The organism is Winogradskyella pacifica, from assembly GCF_003386275.1.
GTDB classification, from domain to species: Bacteria; Bacteroidota; Bacteroidia; order Flavobacteriales; family Flavobacteriaceae; genus Winogradskyella; species Winogradskyella pacifica.
In genome coordinates this window covers 44,250-61,316 of the sequence record NZ_QREI01000004.1, presented here as the reverse complement: position 1 = coordinate 61,316, position 17,067 = coordinate 44,250, and the positions used below count along the sequence as shown (strand labels likewise).

The following is a 17,067-nucleotide window of genomic DNA, read 5'->3' as shown; positions in this document are numbered from 1 at the left end:
TTATAATTACTGAACTTCACCGCCAACCACAGTCTTCAGAACTTTAATTTTTGGAATTTCATTGGCTTCAACCGTCATAATATCATTATCTAATATAATAAAATCAGCAAACTTCCCAACTTCAATACTTCCTTTTTCATTTTCTTCAAAATTAGAATAGGCCGCCCAAATCGTCATGCCTTTTAAGGCTTCTTCTCTGCTTAGAACATTTTCCATTTGAAAACCTCCTTCTGGAAATCCTTCTAAATCTTGTCGTGCGACAGCGGCATAAAAGGTTAAAAACGGACTAACACGCTCCACAGGAAAATCAGTTCCTAAAGCCACTTTACCATAAGCTTCTAATAATTGTTTATAAGCATAAGCCCCTTTTATACGTTCTGCTCCTACTCTATCTTCTGCCCAATACATATCGCTTGTGGCATGTGTTGGTTGTATTGATGGCATAATGTTTTTATACAACTCAAAATCCTCAGGTGATACAATTTGAGCATGCTCTACACGCCAACGACGGTCTTCTTTTCCTTCTAACACTTTAGTATAGGTTTGTAACACCGCATGATTAGCAGAATCTCCAATAGCATGTGTATTCATTTGAAATTCTGAATTTGCAATACGCTCGGCGGATATTTTTAAAGTTTCTAAATCTGTAACTAGTAATCCTAAATGGCCAGGTTTATCTGAATATGGTTTTCTTAACATCGCACCTCGAGATCCTAACGCTCCATCTGCATAGAATTTAAATGAACGCACGTTTAAAAGATCTGTTTTAGTAACCCCTTTATCTAAAAAGTAATCCAGATTATCTTTAGACGCAGAGACCATGGCATAAATACGCATTTTTAATTCTCCTGATTTCTGAAGACTATCAATAATTTCAATAGCTTCTTTATGTAATCCGGCATCATCAACCGTTGTTAACCCCAAATCGAAACATAATTTTTGTGCTTCTAATAAGGCATTAGCCATATCATTTCGGGTGGGTTGTGGCCAATGTTCCATCACAAACATTTCCGCATTGTCTACTAAAATACCTGTAAGTTCACCATTTTCTACAACGACTTCTCCTCCTTCAATTTTAGAATTTACGGTTACATTTCCTAAATCTAAAGCTGCTTGATTTGCTAATATAGCATGGCCATCAATACGTACTAATGCAATAGGTGTATTTGGATAGAGTTTATCTAATAAGTGTTTGTTAGGAAATTCCTTCTCTTCCCAATCATTTTGGTCCCAACCTCGACCAAAAATAAATTCGTTATTTCTTTCATTCTGAAAATCTAAAACACGTTTTACAACGTCCTCAAAACTTTTAGTACCGACTAAATCTACCGATTGCTGATTGAACCCTAACCCCAAAAAGTGACAATGTGCATCAATAAATCCTGGTACAATAGTTTTGCCTTCAGCATTAAGTGTATCGTTAGCTTTGTATGTATTATCTATTTCAGAGATCGTACCAACAGCGATTATTTTTCCATCTTTAACAGCGAATGCTTCAGCTTTACTAAAGCTATTATCAACTGTATAAATATTGGCATTTGTGACAATTAAATCAGCTTGTTGTTTATCTTTTTCACAAGAAAACATAGCACAAATAGCGACTAACACCACTACCTTTTTACTTCGTTTAATACAATTTGTAACTGCGTAATTGTAATACTGAAATTTCATTTGTTGTTGGTTTTGAGATATGTAAAAATAAGAAAAGCGCTCCAAATTGGAACGCTTTTAAATATCTTCTATGTTGTTTAATGAAATTCTGAGTTAAATTCAGAAGATCATGTCCTTCTAAAAGTCAAATTGGTAAGTCGCGCCTCCAAGAAGCTGTATGCCTTGCACAGGGAAATTTGACCAACGGTTATAATTTTGACTCGCTATGTTATTGGCTTTAACAAAAAATGATAATTGATCATTTGCTTTATAACCGACATGCGCGTTAGCATCAAAACAACTATCTAAAGTAACTGTTGTGGTAGTTGTATTCAACGGATTCAAAATATCAAAATAAGTACTTTGATCTTCACGTTCGCCAACAAAGAACATACTTGCGCCTGCAAACCATTGTTCTGAAATTTGATAGTCTAAAAACACAGAGGCTGTAAGATCTGGTAAATTCCAAGCTTCAGATTCGTTATCTGTGCTGTAACCAAAGTATTCCCCTTTTACTCCTAAAGTAAAGTTTCTATTTAAATCTACATTCAACTCACCTGCTACAGAAAACGTAGTCACATCATCATAAGCAACAAAAAATGAATTACCATATTGATATTCTGTTAAGGCATCACTCGGCACATCATTAGACTTGTATAAGGCTTTATTCTTTTCAGAACTATAACTTCCTTTTAAGCTATAACCAATATTACTAGAAAGCTTCCCCTTAGCACCTACAAACATTTTGTACTGCTGATCTGTTGGAGTTACCAAAAGTGTTGGTGATACAAATGGATTTTCGTTTACAAAATCGTAATACGAATTCTGAATTAGATCGCCTTTAAGTCCACCAAATGCAATTAAGATCTCATCCACCAATCGGTAAGACGCTTCTATGTTTGGATAGATGAAAAATTTATTCTCACTAAATTCTGTGTCGTTAAGGTAGGCTAATTTCACACCTAAATCAATTGTTAAATCATCCTGTACCAATTGATATGATGGTGCAAATCCGAACGTGACATTCCCGTAATTAATTTCACCAATATTAGAATAATCGCGATCGAAAGTCCCGCCAATATAATCTATAGAAAACTCTGATTTAATAACAGCATCTTGTACCACAAAATCAAAGCTAGTCTTGGCTACTAATCTGTTTTCAGCAGAATCGTGGTTATCTCCAAAACGTCTAAAACGAAGACTTGCGTCTTTAACAATAGCGTCTTCAAAATCAATTTTACCTCCAACATATAAATCACTATAAGTCTGGCCAGCATCAATACCATCTAAATCGCTTTCATCGAAATACTCTTGAGACACACCATACCAATTATAGGTTTGTAAATTAAAACCTCCATCAACTTGCCATGTAAAATCTCTATCGCTCTTTTTATAATAAGCGTTTAACTTGGTTTTCGAAAAATTATCATCCAAAAGCACATCGTCAATACCACCTTGAGACGAATGGTGACTAAAATAACCACCGACATTTTCATCTCTACTCAACTCATGGTTCAAATAAACTTCACCCAAAATAGTAGTATAACTACCAAATCCTAATGAGGCATAATTATCATATAATTTTATCGCTTTGGCTTTATCAACCGTTGCTGCTTTACCTTTTGCTGGTGTAAACGTTGAAGCCACAGGAATTGAGAAAATATTGTACTTGATTTCCTTTTTCTTCACGGCATTAGAATCGTTCAACTTTGGATTATCTTTAATTTTAAAGGCATCCGAAATTGTTGGAGTATATGGTTTTATAACGTTAACCGTCTGGTCTCCAATAGTGTCTTTGGTACGTTCTTGAGCATAACTAAATGTCAGACTCAAAGTAAACATTGCTAATCCTATATATTTAATTTTCATGTGTATTAATTTGATTGAAAATAAGTTTAACGCTAATTAAATTGTCTTGTTCCTTTATTAATTATCGTCTGTTTCGATTGATGAATTCGTTTTCGCTTCCTCTACTTTTATTTTGTTTAATTCTACCTTAGCTTCACTTACAACTTCTGTAAAATCAGGGAAATTACTAATCACGCTTTCTAAAATATAAGTCGCCTGAAACGCATCTCCTAAAGCATAGAAGTTCTTCGCCATAACCACCAATCCTTTTGCACTAAACAATTTATAGCTGCCATAATCCTTAGCTAATTTTTGAATGGTTGTATTTGAGGCTTCGTAATCACCTGCTTTGTTTTTAAAATAACCATTGTAGAATAAGGCTTCTGCTGCAACGCTTCCTGTAGCTATTTTTTCAACTTCGGCATAAGCTGTTTTTGCTTTGGCTTCATTACCTGTTTCAATCGCAGAACGTGCAATCGTTAATTTAGCATCACTCTTAACTTTGTTATCTAGTTTTGAATTGCTCAATACTTTTTCAGCATAGCTTTCTGCTTTAACGTAATCTTCGGTTTGGTAATAGGCATTCATTAAATTCGATTGTGCATAAACCACATTCTGAGGATAATCAGCTTCTAGCTCTAAACGCTTTAATACCGGAATAGCTTTTTCCCAATTAGAAGTGCTTAAGTAAATCTCGGTAAGTTTTACAATAGCTTGTTCTGTGTACTCACTTTTTGAAGCCTCAACAACGGCCTTATAATGCGGTTGTGCATTATCTAATAATTCTTTTTTATAGTACAATTGCGCTAAATAGAAATGCGCTTTTAGATTATGAATCCCTTTTGGAAACTGCGTCAAATAGTTATTAAACTGACGAATGGCTTTATCGGTTTCATTATCTAAGTATGGCTTTTCTGCTGCTAAATAGGTGGTATTATCTAAGTCCACATCAGAAATCTCAACATAATCTAAAGTCCTTACCCAAGTTGCATATTCATCTACTTTACCTAAATCGATATAAATTAAACGTACTGTAGAAACTGCCTGAACCGCTTCACCAGAACCCGGAAAATCAGTCGCTACTTTTTTGAATTTTGTCAATGCACGCGTGTTATCATTGCCGTTATAATACACTAAACCTTGACGCAACAAGGCTTTAGAAGTAAAGGCACTTGTTTTGTATTCAGAATTTAAGCGATCATACGTTTGCATGGCTTTGTCTGTGTCATTAGATTTTACGTACGAATTTGCTAATTCATACATCGCGTCATCTCGTAATGCCGATTTAGGATACGTATTTATAAAAGACTGTAATGCTGAAATCTTATCAGAACCTTTTCCTAAATACCCTTCGCTCATAGCGACTTGAAACGCTGCGTAATCCGTTTCAATTTCATTAATCTGAATCGCTTTTTTATAAGCATCAATAGCATCATTATATTTACTAGATACAAAATAACCATCTGCCAATCTTAAATAAGCATCATTTTGACGCAGTTTATCATTTGATTTATTCTTAATGAATTTCTCAAAATAGTTGGAAGAATTCGTATAGTCTTTCAATTTAAAATACGTGTATGCCAAATTGTAATTCAGGTTTTCATTTTCTGCTAAACTTGAAGATTCGCTAAAACCATCAAACTGCTTAAACCCAATTAAGGCGTCGTTATAATTGCTTAAATTATATTCTGTTTCGGCTTTCCAAAAGGTCGCTTTAGCCACAAAAATAGGATCTCTTGGTTCCTTAAGTGATCCATTAAAAAGCGTTAAGGCTTCATTATACTTATTCTCATTATATAATTCTACAGCTCTAAAGAAGGCTACTTTTTGATAAGCCGCTTTATTTTCAAAACTATTCTTGCCTTTTAAAAGCTCTAAAGCTTCCTTATAATTCTTTGATGTGATGTATGAATCTATTAATAAAGTTTCAACCTCATCTTTATAACTCGTGTTTGGATATTGTTTTAAATACCCTGTTAAAACCTGAGGAACGGATTGGTATGGATTCCCAATATCATAACTAATCTTAGCGTAATTTAACCACGCATCTTCTTGAATTTTTAAATCAAAATCCATTTGTGATGCATTTCTAAACGCATTTAACGCTTCTTGCTTTTTCTCTAAATTAATATAACTCTCACCTAAATGGTAATAGGCATTCTGAGCGACTGGATTATCTCCTCCTATAATTTTATTGAATTCTGAAATCGCACTTTCAAAATCATTTTGCTTGTAATACGCATACCCTAATTGGTAATAATCGGTATTATTCCATTTTCTATCTTTCCCTTTATATTCTTTTAAATACGGAATCGCTTCGGCATACTTGCCAAGGTTAAAATAGCTTTCACCTATAATTTTAGATAATTCAGATTTTTCAGCCGCATTACTTTTGGCTAATTGTGCTTCGGCAAGCTCTATGGCTTTTTCAAACTTTCCTAATTTGAAATTTAAATCAGCCTGATAGTAAGACAACTTCTCTTTATACTTTTCGTTATCGCTAACTTGATCAAAATACTCATTTGCTTTATCATAGTCATCACCTTGATACGCCATAAAACCAATGTAGTACTTCGCTTGCGAGCCGTATTCTTTAGAATTTACAACACGGTTAAAATACTTAGTGGCTTTCTTCTCGTCTTTAGTTGAATACAAGCTATAGCCATAATTAAAATTGAAGCGTTCCTTTTCGGCTTGTGCCATATTGCGTTCGTCAACTTTATCGTACCATTTACGTGCGTAGGCATATTTTCCGTTGTTGAAATAATAATCGGCAACATCTAAAAATGCTGTATTTCGTTTGGTACTTGTCGGATACTCTTCTACGAATTCTGTAATAAGATTATCGGCATTATTTTGATTTAAACGCACCGCACAATTCGCTATATAATAAGCGCAATCGGATTCTATGGTAGCATCGTTTGTATTCAACTTTACATCGTCAAATAAAGTTTGGGCTGCTTTAAATTGATTGTTATTATATAAAGTTAATGCCTTTTGATAATCTTGAAACTCATTGGTATAAATCGCTGATTTTTGCGCTATAGCAAGTGAAGAAATTACAAGAAAAACGATGATTAATTGTTTTTTAAAGAACATCATTTGTTGAGTGTTTTATTGATGATTTTATGTTGTGGCAAATATAATTCAATACCAAATCTATAACGATAGAAAACGCTTATAATTATACACGGAGTTATTAAATATTTATTTTCAATTGTGATCTATAGGTATTCGCAAGTAAAACGGTCAGCAAGCCATTATAGAAGTTTATAATGACATTGGGAGATTCGATTTTTAAGTTCTATTTTTACATCTCGTAAAATCAGTGCTTTTATCAATGATAACCGCTGATTTTTCTCATAATTGATTTCATACATCCTAACCATTTCTGAACATTAGAAAACTGCAGAATTGGTTGATAAAGACCTATATTTTGAATAGAATAAACCAAAAATTAAACGAAAGCCATAAGCTATTATCCATCTATTTTACAGCTGGCTATCCAAATACAAACGATACGGTTACCATTATTGAACGCTTAGAAAAAAGTGGAGTGGATATGCTAGAAATAGGCTTACCGTTTAGTGATCCTTTAGCAGATGGCCCAACCATACAAGCCAGTTCTACAGAAGCTTTAAAAAATGGCATGACAAGCGAATTGCTGTTTGAACAACTTAAAGACATTCGAAAGACGGTTTCCATCCCCTTAATTATTATGGGCTATTTTAATCCGATGCTACAATATGGTGTTGAAGCCTTCTGTAAAAAATGCCAGGAGGTTGGTATTGATGGACTCATTATTCCTGATTTACCCGTAGATGTTTACCATTCGGAATACAAATCAACATTTGAAAAATATGGTTTAATTAATGTCCTTTTAATAACGCCTCAAACGTCTGAAGAACGCATTCGTTATATCGATTCTGTTTCTAACGGTTTTATCTATATGGTAAGTTCTGCAAGTGTAACAGGAAGTAATTCTGGCTTTGGTAATACACAAACGGACTACTTTAAACGTATCGCAGACATGAAATTAAAAAACCCTCAAATTGTAGGTTTTGGTATTTCAGATAATGAAACCTTTACCCAAGCCACGGCATATGGAAAAGGAGCTATAATTGGCAGTGCTTTTATTAAATATATAACAACTAATGGTATTGAGACTATTGATAAATTCGTTACGTCAATTCATCCTAAGTCTTAAACGATTTTAACATTTGTCATAGATATTTTGTGAAAGCATTGTGAGAGAAAGGGTTTTTAGTTTTTTATATTATGATGAATCTAAAAAATGATAAATCATGGGAATTATAAAAGACAGTAAAAAATTTAAAACAACGAAAACTCAAACGAACCCAACAAATCCGACGGGCAATGTGAACCAAAAAACAAATGAGTTTGACATTGACAAAAAAACGATAAAAGGTCAGCAGACCAAAAAGTAATTATTAAAAACAAGAAATTGTAAAGTCTATTCATATCTTTGAATAGACTTTTTTTTATACAATGAAAATACTTAACGATTGGCGAATTATAATCCTGTTATGTCTCACTTTAGGCTTAGCGCCATTTTTTCCGGAGCCACATCTATTAGGCAAAATAAAATGGATTGCAGGAGGAGCAAACGGAATGACTTTAAAAGATTGGTTTGATGTGGTTTTTCACGGCTTTCCATTTATATTACTAATACGATTAATTATTGTAAAATTAACACGAAAAAATGGCGCTTAACATAGTCCTTATAGAACCCGAAATCCCTAATAACACTGGTAATATTGGTCGTTTAGCTTTAGCTTCAGGTTCCAAATTACATTTAGTAAAACCATTTGGATTTGAAATTGATGACAAACGTTTAAAACGTGCAGGACTCGATTACTGGCAACATCTTGAAGTTATCTATTACGATAATATCGACGATTTCTTCTCAAAGAATAAAGCGGCTAAGATGGTGTTTTTATCTAGTCATGGCACAAAATCGCATTGGGATATTACCTTTGAAGACGACATGTTTTTAGTTTTCGGCAAAGAATCCGTGGGCTTGCCAAAACCCTTGTTAGAAAAGTATTCATCACAATTATTCAAAATTCCGTTATATAGCGAATCTATACGAAGTCTCAATTTAGCAAATGCTGTTGGTATTATTGTATATGAAGGTTTGAGGCAAATCAAATAGGATCTTCAACTTTACAAAAGACACTTTCCTTTTATTTCATGACTAAATAGTACGTATTTAAATCTTGAGGTCTGATTCAAGAATAATCAAAATTAGTTCGTGTTATAAAAAATTTCAATTCTGATAAATAAAAAAAACGTAAAACACATCCGTTTTAAATGGTTTTTGTAACTTTTCCTGAATTAAAACCGAAACATTGAAACACTCTAAAACCTATAATTTTTTCTCTGAATTTTTTCAAATCACCCTTGGTATTATCTTAGCCAGTATTGGTTTAAAAGCCTTTTTGTTACCCAATGGTTTTATGGATGGAGGCGTTACAGGTATAGCCCTATTGGTTAACAATCTTATTGGAGTAGACATTTCATTACTCTTAGTCATCTTCAGTTTACCCTTTTTAATTTTGGGCTATTATACGGTTTCCATACGAATTGTTATAAAATCTATACTTAGTATCCTCGCCTTTGCTTTGTTAATTCATTTTGGAAATTATGATACCATTACGGATGATAAACTCCTTATCTCCATTTTTGGCGGTCTATGTTTGGGTGGTGGTATTGGCATTGCCATTAGAAATGGATCCGTTTTAGATGGCTCGGAAATTCTAGGAATCTACCTTAATGATAAATTTGGACTAAGTATTGGTAGAGTTATTCTTATGTTTAATATTATATTATTCAGTATTACTGCAATGGTGGTTTCAATGGAAGTCGCGCTTTACTCCATTCTTACATACATCGTTACTGCGAAAGTGACCGATATGACCATTGAAGGTTTTGAAGATTTTATTGGTGTCACTATCGTTTCTAATGAATACGCAGACATTAAGCATGCCATTATGATTGAATTAGGTGTAGGATTAACCACCTACAAAGGTTCTAAAGGATTTGGAAGTAATGGACCTCAGCAAGATTTTGATATTATTCACACCATTATTAATCGTATCGATATTAAAAAAATGCATCGCATCATTGAAGAAATAGACGAAAACGCTTTTATTGTTGAGTTTGATGTGAACAATGTTAAAGGTGGTGTATTACGACACTATCTCGATAAGAAAAAAGGTAAAACCTTAGGGAAATTATGAAACATCCATAACCAACTTTACTATATTATGCCAATATTAACATGGATGAACCATGTGACCGTTGAAAAAACAGTAAAAATAAACACATGAAACAAGCATGTTTAAAATTTTATCACTCAAGAAAATGATAAATAGCGAACAACATGTGTCCGAAATAAAGAATAAAGAAAACACATGAAACGAGCATGTTCTAAATTTTATCACTCAAGGAAATGATAAATAGCGAACAACATGTGTCCGAAATAAAGAATAAAGAAAACACATGAAATACCACATTATTATCAATAGCGTAAAAACAGTTGACGCGCTAAAAGACGCGTGGACAAATGAAGACTATATTGTTTTATTAGAAAAATTTGGATTAAAAGAATCAAGCGAATCTTCAACTTCAGAATTATTAGAATTATTGTTTATGGCTATTTCAGATTTTGAACCTGAAGAAGCCGCAGCTATAATCTTAGATTACAAATTAGCTGATCAACTTAATGAAAATCAGATTGAGCAAATTTCGCACGAAATATTACTCGATAAGATATCTGAAGAATATGCTGATATTAGTTTACACCATCAACTATTCAATATCAACCAATTGCTACATAAAGCTTATAATGGAACATTCCCAAATGCAAAAGCGACTGTAGTTGAATTTGAAATCACACCAAATAAAGACATCACTAAAGAGGTCGTTTTAAAAGCGTTTGATAAAACTTTAGCTAATAACAATGTGATAAAAAGACTCTTTTCAAATCATCTTGCTGGAGAAGAAGCGTTTGATGAAGCTGAATCTATAGTTTGGGATTTAATTTCGGTTGGTGAAAACTCTTACACTTTAACAACTTCTGAATACTGGATGAGTAGAGACGAGTTTAAAGATGCTGAGTTTGACGCAACAGTAGTTGTGTTTGAAGACGAAGAGGACTAGTTCTTTTTTAAATAATCCAAATACATATCTTCAACCTTGGTTCTTGCCCAAGGTGTGCGTCTTAAAAACTTTAAACTAGACTTAATAGAAGGGTTATCCGTAAAACAGCGAATACTTACTTGATAGCCCATGTATTCCCAACCATAATGCGCTTGCAGTTCTGTTATGATCTGTTCTAATTTTACTCCGTGAAGTGGGTTATTGGGTTGCGTTGACATTTAGTTTTCAATTAAAGCCTTAATCTTAACCGCTTTTTCAAAATGATCTAATTGGTGGGTTTTAATCCACCAGATTGCAGCTTCCATTAATAATTCTGGATTGTCATTTTTGTTTTTAAAAAATGCATAGAAGGAAATGCCAACATTAGTGCCTTTTTGGGCAATCTTTTTATCGCAAACCTCTATGATTTTGTCTTTGAGATTAGGAGTCATATCACTATAATTTCTTTCAACAAACAGGTTACTTCGTCATGCTTCCTCGCAATGACGTTAGCTACTAACGTCTACTATCGTTATTTCTATTGCGGCTTCTACTTTTATTTCGGTCTGAACTCGAACTTTTAGACTTTCCTGAGTTTCCGGAATTTTTATTATTAGAACCTCTTCCTCGTCCTTGATTTCTATTCTGACCTGGTTTTATCGGTTCTGTTGAAGCATTAGGATCTGGTTCGAAACCTTCGAGGATTTCAACTTCAATCTTCATATCAATCAACTTCTCAATATCGCGTAAAAAAGTCGTTTCATCTGCACTTACTAAAGAAATAGCTTCTCCACTAGCTCCTGCTCTACCTGTTCTACCAATTCTGTGAACGTAGTCTTCAGAAATATTAGGCAATTCAAAATTAATAACATGTGGCAATAATGGTATATCTAAACCTCTTGCTGCAATATCTGTAGCGACTAAAACTCTAACCGATCCATTTTTGAATCCGGCTAATGCCTTTGTTCTTGCTCCTTGACTTTTATTTCCATGAATCGCTGCGGCAGTAATGCCATCGCTTATCATCTTTTTGCAAAGTTTATTGGCTCCATGTTTTGTTCTTGTAAACACTAAAACCTGTTTCCAATCTCCTTCGGAAATTAACTTTATAATCAGTCCTGTTTTTTTGCCTTTGGCAACACGATAGACTTTTTGTTCAATAACCTCAACAGCTGTGTTTTCAGGTGTGGCTTCAACTTGAATAGGATTATTAAGAATTGAATATGCTAATTTCTTAATATCTTTAGAAAATGTTGCCGAGAACATAAGGTTCTGACGTTTCGCTGGCATAAGTTTCATAACGCGTTCTATATCCCGTAAAAAACCCATATCTAACATACGATCGGCTTCGTCTAAAACAAATATTTCTACTTTACTTAAAGATAACAGACCTTGGTTTTCTAAATCGATTAAACGCCCTGGTGTTGCGACCAAAACATCGACTCCTTGACTCAATTTATTAACTTGTGGTTTCTGATTGACTCCCCCAAAAATAACCGTACTTCTAATGTTTAGAAACTCACTGTACTCTTTAACATTGGCATAAACTTGCGCTGCTAGCTCACGTGTTGGAGTTAATATTAAAGCTCTAATTGGTCTGTGTCTCTGCTGAGAACCATTAGATAATAGGTGAAGTAACGGTAATGTAAAACCTGCTGTTTTTCCAGTTCCGGTTTGTGCTGATGCTAAAACGTCTTTTCCTTCTAATACAGGAGGAATGGCTTTTGCTTGAATTGGTGAAGGTGTTTCGTATCCTTTTTTCTGGATAGCTTGAAGTAAAGGCTCAGATAGGCCCAAAGATTTAAATGACATAAATAGTGTTTATGAAGCAAACTCTATTTATTTAGGTCACTCCTTTAATTTGGTGCGAAGTTACGGCTATTTTAAGCCTGACTCTAAAAAAATGCTTATTATATTCTTAACACTATGAATTCTTGCGTTCTTGTAACTTAGTTAACGGACTAGTGCCACGGTTTTTAAAAGCATGAATAGTACTACTAATTATTAATACACCTGCACTCACAAAAGCCATGTACATCAATGTTTCGTTATTAAGTTTATTAGCATTTCCTATACCAATTAATGCCCAAGCACCAATAAGCGCAAACTCTCTCATATTACGTTTCCAAGTTACCAATACATTGATTATCACTGCAATGGCGATAAGTATAATAGTCCAACTGACATCAGATAAGCCAAAACCATCCCAATCAATTTTCACTAAAAATGTTGAGACATTAGCAATACTAGCCACAGTTACCCAACCCGAATACATCACAAAAGGCCACCAAACAAAAGCAATAATTGGTAATGGCTCGTCATCTAATTCCATTCTGTTGTTGACTACAATCTTTAATAATGAAAACAGTAATAAGAAAATAAAAATGCAAGACACTGCTGTATATTCATAAATCCAAGCGAATACCCAAAGTGAATTAAATAAACACGACAGTATAAACCACCAACCTGTTCTCAGTACAACATCGTCATTTTTAACGTTTTTAAATAAGCTTCGACCTTGAAAAATGGCAAAACCTATCAACAGTAAATAAATTAGTCCCCAAATGGCAAACGTATAACCTGCAGGCGTGAACAAGGATCTATAACTATTAGACACTTCACCAATAGTGGTATTATTTAAGAGTCCTGTATTAGAAAGATAGTTGATAAATATGGTTAAAATTAGAGCTATTATATTTCCTATTTGAAGCGTCTTTTTCATGATTTAATTTTTCTCTAATTTAAGACTTATGACGCATTAGATTAACTTATTCTCGCCATTGTTTAACGTAAATGATATAAACAAATCTTGTTAAGCGCTCTTTATCAAACTTTAAAATGCTAAATCATTAGATTCCCCATAAAACTTTTGTGGTTTAGGGAAATTATTAAACTTGAAGAATTCATGTATATTAGCTGTTAGAGAAACACCCATGAATAAAATTTAATTATGAAAACACTACTCTTTTTTTTACTCGTATTACCACTAACACTAATAGCACAAGAACAAACCAATTCAGAAAAATTTTGGGAGCAACTCGAAGCACATTGTGGTAACGCTTACGAAGGTGAAATTACAGAAGGCGGCAAAGAAGGTGACGGCTTTACAGGTGAAAAATTAGTAATGCATGTGCGTTATTGCGACACAAATGATATTAGAGTTCCGTTTTTTGTAGGTGAGAACAAATCGCGTACTTGGGTTTTGCATATGAATGAAGAAAAAATAATTCGATTAAAGCACGACCATAGACATGAAGATGGTTCGGAAGAAGATTTAACCCAATATGGAGGTACAAGTGCAAATCAAGGTTTGGCTAATTTACAAATGTTTCCTGCCGATGCTCATACGGCAAATATATTACCTGCGGCCTCAACCAACATTTGGTGGTTTACAATAGATGAAACAAGTCTAACTTATAACTTACGTCGTTTAGGTACTGATCGTTTATTTACGGTTCGTTTTGATTTAACTAAAACTATTGAAACTCCAGATGCTCCTTGGGGAACTGAGGATTAATGACAAGAAAATACTAAAACAAAAAAAACACCCCTTTATTTGCATAAAGAGGTGTTTAATTAAAAAACTAATCCCCGTTTTTATTTTATAATCCTTCTATAAGATCCGTAATAGATTTAGCCATTACAACACCTGGTAATTTTATTGGTGCTGCAACTTCTGCTAAAAATGTTCCTTTAACTTCTCCTGTTTTATAAGTTGTAAAACCAATACGGTATAAACCAGCAGTTAAAGCTTTTGTAGGACTGCCTACTTCACTCTTATATCTCAATAAAGAATTGTAGCTGCTTCCACTAGGTTGCTTAGGCATTTCGCTATTATCATCATTACTAGCAAGGGTTGTCCAAGTAGCGCTTTTAGCACCCTCTTCAGTAACACCTTCTTTTGTAAAAATAGTAGAACGCTCTAAAGTAATATAAGTATCAAAATAATCGCTTGAAGACGCATTTTCCGTATACTCATCAGATGTTATTGCATCTTTAACTTTTGTTTTAGCAACAGGAGATAGCATTCTTACTCCAAGTTCTGGTGCTACAGCAGGAACCCATAAATAAATGTAATAGAATTTTTTACCATCTACTATTTCATCTTCATTCCCTGCAGAGGCATATCCTAAATACGATATCACATCAGTGTAAGGTACTTTAATGGTTTTTGGTCCCACTTTTTTCTCAACTGAACTTCCAAACTTTTTTAATTTTTGAGCTTCTGCGTTAAACACACAACAGAAAGTAAATACTGATAATACTACTAATTTAATTTTCATGATTTTTAAGTGATTTTGATTATTAAAAGACATTCGTTATTTTATTATTTTAATTCAAAAGAGACGGTTACGGCATAACTTTGTAACGTTGAAGTCCCATAACTTTGAATATACTGTGTACTTGAATTTTGATCGACAATAGAAATAATTTCTCCAATAGTTTTATTCATTTCTTTAGCTAAAGCGCTTGCTTTTTCTTTGGCATTATCTATTGCTTTTTTTGAAAGATCAACTAACTGCTGATTGGTTAATTTCTTAGCTTCTACCTCTGTATTAACAACAGACATTCCTGCGGATTTTAACTTTGATAGTTTTCGAACATCTTCCTTATTTGATGTTTTGAAGTGGTAATATTCCGACTCTCTGTTTTGTGAATACGACATGGCAAACTCATAGTATGTATTTCTAGTAAACTGGCTAAATTCGATTCCTGAAGCTTCTAATTTTTTGATGTAATTCTTTTTAACTTCATCTAAAGAGGTTACTTCTACTTCACCTTGTCCTTCATAAACAAGCACTTGTTGCAATCCGATTAGAACTATATAACTATCGTCATCAACTATTGTTTCTGTTTCACCAACTACAGTAATTGTATTTTTATGTTCTTGGGCTATTAATGGCACTGTAAATAACAATGCCATTAAAAAGATAATTTTTTTCATGTATAAATTTGATTTTAAAATTTTAAAAGAATTGGTTAAAAGAAAAGGATTGAAGCAACGATCATCCAACCACCAACAAACAACCCTACAATACCTAGCTTTCCTTGTTTTGGAGCTAGTTTCTCTCTAAGAGCTATAGCTTTTTCTTTTGCAGCGTCATTTTTAGACAAAACGTATTTGTTAATAAGGCTAAATCCTAACATAAACCCTAGAACAGCTTGTACAATACTACCGGCTAATAATGTTGCCCACCAGATAGGGAATGTTGTCAACCAACCTAAGTTTAAAATGGAAAAAATAATACCCCAAACTCCATAAAAACATAAAATAAGTCCGATCCAACCTTGGTAAGGTTCTATTTTTTCTAACAATTCTTTTGCGTTAGGTTTTTTTGATAATAATAAAGATGGTACTGCGATGATACTTAATAAAATAAGTGTAATTCCGAAAGTCATAATTTTGTTTTAATGGTTAGAATTTGTTTGGTTTTGTAATAGAAACACGTTTAGTTTTTTATAATGTTTCTTATGCAAATTTATACCAATAGCTACCCTGTTTTAACCCCGTTTAAAGTGAAAAACAATACCCTGTTAACAGGGTGGTAGATCGTAACCAAATAAATATCAACGCATTATTTATGTTTTGAGTTTGTGTTTTTTTAGATATAATCACATTAAAACTATAACCTAGTTAAGAATGTATTTTTCAGAAACTTTAAAAGGCTTACACTTAGGAAACAAAAAAGAAACCATAAGAAAGAGGTTCTATTATAAAATAGAACCTTCGTATATAATTGGTGGTATTATATTTATATTATTAAGACACATAGCCTTTTTTAATAGCGTATTTTGTAAGTCCAGCGAGGTTTCTAACATTAAGCTTAGTAATCAGGTTCTTTCGGTAGCTTTCAATAGTGTGCTTACTTAAAAACAACTGATCTGCGATTTCTTGAGTAGTAAACTCTTCAGCAATAAGTGAGATGACTTCTACTTCTCGTTTGGTGAGTTTAATTTCCTTTTCTTTATTCTTTTCAAATTTATTTTGAAGGTAGATATCTTTAATTTCCTTAGAGAAATATTTCTCTCCTCCTAAAATGGTTTCTATAGCTTTTAAGAATTCCTCCTTTTGTGCATTTTTCTGAAGATACCCATCTACATTATTTTCAATAAGGCTATCTATAATTTCTGGTGTGTTGTGCATACTAACCACCAATGTCTTTATATTTCTATCCGTATTCTTTATCCACTTATTTAAAGTAATACCATCCACTTCAGGCATTGTAACATCAGTAATTACAAGGTCTATTTTTTCTTCCGTATTTATCGAAATATATTTTTGAACATGGCCACCATGCTTTGCGGTATATAAAATGTTGTAACTACTTTCTGTATTTAGAATACTTAATAAACCATCTAAAAACATTTTGTGATCGTCTGCTATAATGAGGTTATGCTTCATTT

At 33.3% G+C, this 17,067-nt stretch carries 18 protein-coding genes; 7 read left to right on the top strand and 11 right to left on the bottom strand.

Going from position 1 to position 17,067, the window contains the following annotated elements:
- Positions 1-6 precede the first annotated feature (6 nt).
- The 3 genes from DFQ09_RS09755 to DFQ09_RS09745 all read right to left on the bottom strand — a co-directional run bounded on the left by DFQ09_RS09755 (position 7) and on the right by DFQ09_RS09745 (position 6,600).
- Entirely contained in the window at positions 7-1,671 is a 1,665-nt protein-coding gene (locus DFQ09_RS09755) for an amidohydrolase (protein WP_115809853.1), read from the bottom strand.
- A gap of 117 nt (positions 1,672-1,788) precedes the next feature.
- Positions 1,789-3,519, bottom strand: coding sequence for a TonB-dependent receptor (locus DFQ09_RS09750; protein WP_115809851.1), 1,731 nt, complete (start codon positions 3,517-3,519; stop codon positions 1,789-1,791).
- A gap of 57 nt (positions 3,520-3,576) precedes the next feature.
- Positions 3,577-6,600, bottom strand: a complete 3,024-nt coding sequence (locus tag DFQ09_RS09745; RefSeq protein WP_115809849.1) for a tetratricopeptide repeat protein — start codon at positions 6,598-6,600, stop codon at positions 3,577-3,579.
- A gap of 334 nt (positions 6,601-6,934) precedes the next feature.
- Here DFQ09_RS09745 and trpA point away from each other — a divergent pair, with 334 nt between their 5' ends.
- The 6 genes from trpA (at position 6,935) to DFQ09_RS09720 (ending at position 10,683) form a co-directional block, all read left to right on the top strand.
- On the top strand, positions 6,935-7,705 hold the full coding sequence (trpA, locus tag DFQ09_RS09740) for a tryptophan synthase subunit alpha (RefSeq protein WP_115809847.1): 771 nt from the start codon (positions 6,935-6,937) through the stop codon (positions 7,703-7,705).
- A gap of 97 nt (positions 7,706-7,802) precedes the next feature.
- Positions 7,803-7,946, top strand: coding sequence for a hypothetical protein (locus DFQ09_RS18910; protein WP_179349495.1), 144 nt, complete (start codon positions 7,803-7,805; stop codon positions 7,944-7,946).
- Positions 7,947-8,007: 61 nt separating this feature from the next.
- The gene (locus DFQ09_RS09735; RefSeq protein ID WP_115809845.1) at positions 8,008-8,232 is read left to right on the top strand and encodes a hypothetical protein; all 225 of its coding nucleotides are present in this window, start codon (positions 8,008-8,010) and stop codon (positions 8,230-8,232) included.
- Positions 8,222-8,674, top strand: a complete 453-nt coding sequence (locus tag DFQ09_RS09730; protein WP_115809843.1) for a tRNA (cytidine(34)-2'-O)-methyltransferase — start codon at positions 8,222-8,224, stop codon at positions 8,672-8,674. Before DFQ09_RS09735 ends, DFQ09_RS09730 begins: the two co-directional genes overlap by 11 nt.
- 196 nt (positions 8,675-8,870) lie before the next feature.
- Positions 8,871-9,761 carry a YitT family protein gene (locus DFQ09_RS09725; protein ID WP_245940342.1) on the top strand — a complete coding sequence of 297 codons (891 nt, stop codon included), beginning with the start codon at positions 8,871-8,873 and terminating at the stop codon, positions 9,759-9,761.
- 262 nt (positions 9,762-10,023) lie between these two features.
- On the top strand, positions 10,024-10,683 hold the full coding sequence (locus DFQ09_RS09720; RefSeq protein WP_115809841.1) for a hypothetical protein: 660 nt from the start codon (positions 10,024-10,026) through the stop codon (positions 10,681-10,683).
- On the opposite strand, the gene DFQ09_RS09715 is transcribed toward DFQ09_RS09720, so the two are convergent.
- The 4 genes from DFQ09_RS09715 to DFQ09_RS09700 all read right to left on the bottom strand — a co-directional run bounded on the left by DFQ09_RS09715 (position 10,680) and on the right by DFQ09_RS09700 (position 13,384).
- Positions 10,680-10,901 (bottom strand): VF530 family protein, encoded by a 222-nt coding sequence (locus tag DFQ09_RS09715; RefSeq protein WP_115809839.1) that lies wholly within the window; start codon positions 10,899-10,901, stop codon positions 10,680-10,682. The two genes, DFQ09_RS09720 and DFQ09_RS09715, sit on opposite strands and share 4 nt — an antisense overlap.
- Entirely contained in the window at positions 10,902-11,114 is a 213-nt protein-coding gene (locus DFQ09_RS09710) for a DUF6500 family protein (protein WP_115809837.1), read from the bottom strand.
- 64 nt (positions 11,115-11,178) lie between these two features.
- On the bottom strand, positions 11,179-12,474 hold the full coding sequence (locus DFQ09_RS09705; protein ID WP_115809835.1) for a DEAD/DEAH box helicase: 1,296 nt from the start codon (positions 12,472-12,474) through the stop codon (positions 11,179-11,181).
- Positions 12,475-12,586: 112 nt separating this feature from the next.
- Positions 12,587-13,384, bottom strand: a complete 798-nt coding sequence (locus DFQ09_RS09700) for a tryptophan-rich sensory protein (protein WP_115809833.1) — start codon at positions 13,382-13,384, stop codon at positions 12,587-12,589.
- 228 nt (positions 13,385-13,612) lie between these two features.
- Here DFQ09_RS09700 and DFQ09_RS09695 point away from each other — a divergent pair, with 228 nt between their 5' ends.
- Entirely contained in the window at positions 13,613-14,179 is a 567-nt protein-coding gene (locus tag DFQ09_RS09695) for a hypothetical protein (protein WP_115809831.1), read from the top strand.
- Between the two features lie 85 nt (positions 14,180-14,264).
- Here DFQ09_RS09695 and DFQ09_RS09690 read toward each other — a convergent pair whose 3' ends face one another.
- From DFQ09_RS09690 to DFQ09_RS09675, 4 genes are all read right to left on the bottom strand, one after another.
- Entirely contained in the window at positions 14,265-14,945 is a 681-nt protein-coding gene (locus tag DFQ09_RS09690; RefSeq protein ID WP_115810344.1) for a Lipl32 family lipoprotein, read from the bottom strand.
- A gap of 44 nt (positions 14,946-14,989) precedes the next feature.
- A complete protein-coding gene (locus DFQ09_RS09685; protein WP_115809829.1) occupies positions 14,990-15,607 on the bottom strand; it encodes an SIMPL domain-containing protein in 618 nt (205 codons plus the stop codon).
- A gap of 35 nt (positions 15,608-15,642) precedes the next feature.
- The gene (locus DFQ09_RS09680) at positions 15,643-16,062 is read right to left on the bottom strand and encodes a hypothetical protein (RefSeq protein WP_115809827.1); all 420 of its coding nucleotides are present in this window, start codon (positions 16,060-16,062) and stop codon (positions 15,643-15,645) included.
- 361 nt (positions 16,063-16,423) lie between these two features.
- Positions 16,424-17,065: a response regulator transcription factor gene (locus tag DFQ09_RS09675; protein WP_115809825.1), complete on the bottom strand. Its 642-nt coding sequence runs from the start codon at positions 17,063-17,065 to the stop codon at positions 16,424-16,426.
- Positions 17,066-17,067: the final 2 nt, after the last annotated feature.

Bases quoted from the DNA above. Each gene is read 5' to 3' on its own strand.
- DFQ09_RS18910 (WP_179349495.1), top strand. From the start codon at position 7,803: ATGGGAATTATAAAAGACAGTAAAAAATTTAAAACAACGAAAACTCAA.
- DFQ09_RS09705 (WP_115809835.1), bottom strand. From the start codon at position 12,474: ATGTCATTTAAATCTTTGGGCCTATCTGAGCCTTTACTTCAAGCTATC.
- DFQ09_RS09745 (WP_115809849.1), bottom strand. From the start codon at position 6,600: ATGATGTTCTTTAAAAAACAATTAATCATCGTTTTTCTTGTAATTTCT.
- DFQ09_RS09710 (WP_115809837.1), bottom strand. From the start codon at position 11,114: ATGACTCCTAATCTCAAAGACAAAATCATAGAGGTTTGCGATAAAAAG.
- DFQ09_RS09700 (WP_115809833.1), bottom strand. From the start codon at position 13,384: ATGAAAAAGACGCTTCAAATAGGAAATATAATAGCTCTAATTTTAACC.
- DFQ09_RS09675 (WP_115809825.1), bottom strand. From the start codon at position 17,065: ATGAAGCATAACCTCATTATAGCAGACGATCACAAAATGTTTTTAGAT.
- DFQ09_RS09735 (WP_115809845.1), top strand. From the start codon at position 8,008: ATGAAAATACTTAACGATTGGCGAATTATAATCCTGTTATGTCTCACT.
- DFQ09_RS09720 (WP_115809841.1), top strand. From the start codon at position 10,024: ATGAAATACCACATTATTATCAATAGCGTAAAAACAGTTGACGCGCTA.
- DFQ09_RS09730 (WP_115809843.1), top strand. From the start codon at position 8,222: ATGGCGCTTAACATAGTCCTTATAGAACCCGAAATCCCTAATAACACT.
- DFQ09_RS09695 (WP_115809831.1), top strand. From the start codon at position 13,613: ATGAAAACACTACTCTTTTTTTTACTCGTATTACCACTAACACTAATA.
- DFQ09_RS09690 (WP_115810344.1), bottom strand. From the start codon at position 14,945: ATGAAAATTAAATTAGTAGTATTATCAGTATTTACTTTCTGTTGTGTG.
- DFQ09_RS09750 (WP_115809851.1), bottom strand. From the start codon at position 3,519: ATGAAAATTAAATATATAGGATTAGCAATGTTTACTTTGAGTCTGACA.
- DFQ09_RS09680 (WP_115809827.1), bottom strand. From the start codon at position 16,062: ATGACTTTCGGAATTACACTTATTTTATTAAGTATCATCGCAGTACCA.
- DFQ09_RS09755 (WP_115809853.1), bottom strand. From the start codon at position 1,671: ATGAAATTTCAGTATTACAATTACGCAGTTACAAATTGTATTAAACGA.
- DFQ09_RS09685 (WP_115809829.1), bottom strand. From the start codon at position 15,607: ATGAAAAAAATTATCTTTTTAATGGCATTGTTATTTACAGTGCCATTA.
- DFQ09_RS09715 (WP_115809839.1), bottom strand. From the start codon at position 10,901: ATGTCAACGCAACCCAATAACCCACTTCACGGAGTAAAATTAGAACAG.